Annotated in this window: 1 protein-coding gene; it reads right to left on the reverse strand. The window is 56.5% G+C overall.

The window, feature by feature from the left end; all coding sequences use genetic code 11:
• Nucleotides 1-1,822: beta strand repeat-containing protein (locus EHO01S_RS16975; protein ID WP_155964379.1), on the reverse strand; the 1,822-nt coding region annotated here is incomplete at its 3' end.
• Between the last annotated feature and the right edge of the window lie 180 nt (nucleotides 1,823-2,002).

Raw genomic sequence — 2,002 nt, forward strand, 5'->3', positions numbered from 1 at the left:
CTCCGCTCAGATCCAGCCCTACACCGTTAGCCACATTCCCCATTATCGTTAGGACGGCATTCTCCGCCGATAGGTTCAGGGTAGCATTACGCGCATCAACTCCCCACACGTTGCCCTCGCCGGCAAGGTTGGTTCCGTTGACCGTTAAATTGCCCTGTGTCGCGTTTACCGTTCCAGCCAGCTTCACGCCGGCACCACCGTTACCCGACGAGGTGGTGGCACAGAGCGTGGTTTCCCCGCCCGCAGAGGACAGGTTAGCGTTGCCGACTGTCAGCGTGCCATTGGCGGTGCTCAGGCTAACATTCCCAACGGTGGCATTCAGGGTACTGTCGGTGACCAGCAGACTGCCTGTAGCGGCGGATAAAGAGATGTTTCCGGCAGTCAGGTTACTGTTGACAAACCCCACCCCCGTCAGATTGATATTCCCTGTCTTGGTGATATTGGCGCTATCAAAGATCCAGCCACCGCCCTTACTGCTGGTATAGTCACCCGTCCAGTCGTCACTCGAGCTCTCTGCCAGATCCGCCACATCCGACGCGTTAATCTGCGTGTTGTTCTCGATACCTGCGCGCATCAATGCTTCAGTCGTGGTCGCATTCAACACCCCCTGACCGATCACGTTGGTGACAACACCGGCACTACCCGCGGAACTGAGGGTGGTGTTCGTGCCGTTCGCAATCCCGCCGTTAAGGGTGACATTATTCAGAACAAACCCAAAGCCGCTGCCGGTGTTAGAGCCCGTCAGACTGGCATTATTTGCGCTCAGGCTGGCATTGGTCAGGTTCAGTCCTGCCGAATTACCGGAGGTGCTCCCGTTCATACTCAGGCTGCCATTGGCGACGGTCACATTCAGGCCCGACTGCCCCTGAATGCCCACTGAACCGCCATTCCCCCCGTCGCCTGTCACCGAGAGGTTACCCTGCGTGACAGTAATATTCCCGCCCAGTTGCACACTGTTATTGCCACTGGAAGTGGTGCCTTCCAGCACGGTATTCTGTGCGGAGAAATTACTGTTTTTGACATACAGGGAACCATTTGCACTGCCACCCCCTTTACCCGTCACGCTGATATTGCCGGCAGAGGCAGTCATATTTGCTTTATCAAGCACAACACCAGCACCCGGATTGTTTGTTGAGTTCCCGCTCAGGGTGATGCCGCTGTACGCAGAGATGGTGCTGTTGTTGATGTCGATCGATACCTTGTCATACCCCCCCAGACCCGTGGAGAGCCCTGTTATACTGACGTGCCCCTGTGTACTGTTCAGCACCGAGCTATTCCCAATCCGCATCCCATTTTGATTGGCGGCTCCGATCAGGGTAATGTCATTCACGGCGGTCAGTGTGGCGTTGTTGAGATCCAGGCCGGGAGTGCTGCCGGTATTGCCGGGAGCCGTGTTTTTACTCCCGTTCAGAGTGATGGCGCTGGCATTCAGAACAACATTCGTGAGCCGAAGCCCGCCATTAGAGAACCCGCCTGTCCCGTACCCGGTGATGCTGATATTCCCGGTGGCATTCAGCGTGCCGCCGGTGATACCCACCCCGTCAGGCCCCGGCTTCTGAACCCGCGCCCCTGCAATGGTGATATCGCCCCCACTGGCATGCAGGTTGCTGTTGTTGGCCGCCAGCACACCCTTGCTGGCGTTCAGGGTGATATCACCCTTGGTTGTACTCAGGTTGCTGTTATTTACCGTCAGGGAACCACCGGTGGTGTTCAGCGTGACATCCCCATCCGTAGCATGCAAGGCGCTGTCGGTAACCATCAGTGGGCCATTCGTTGCTCCCTGCAAGCTAACATGACGCCCAGTCAGATTGCTGTTAGTCATACTCACGCCGGTTAGATCAATATCTCCGCTAGTTGTCACATTAATGGCATTAAATATTAATCCCCAAGTTCCCGCTTTATTCGCCACCGGCGCACCGGCATGACTGGCGTCAAAGCTCCAGCCGGTCGTGGCGTTTAACCCCATCGCGGCCAAATCAGCGGTATCCGGCGTTACCATCAG

It is taken from the genome of Edwardsiella hoshinae NBRC 105699 = ATCC 33379 (genome assembly GCF_000474215.1).
Lineage (GTDB): Bacteria > Pseudomonadota > Gammaproteobacteria > Enterobacterales > Enterobacteriaceae > Edwardsiella > Edwardsiella hoshinae.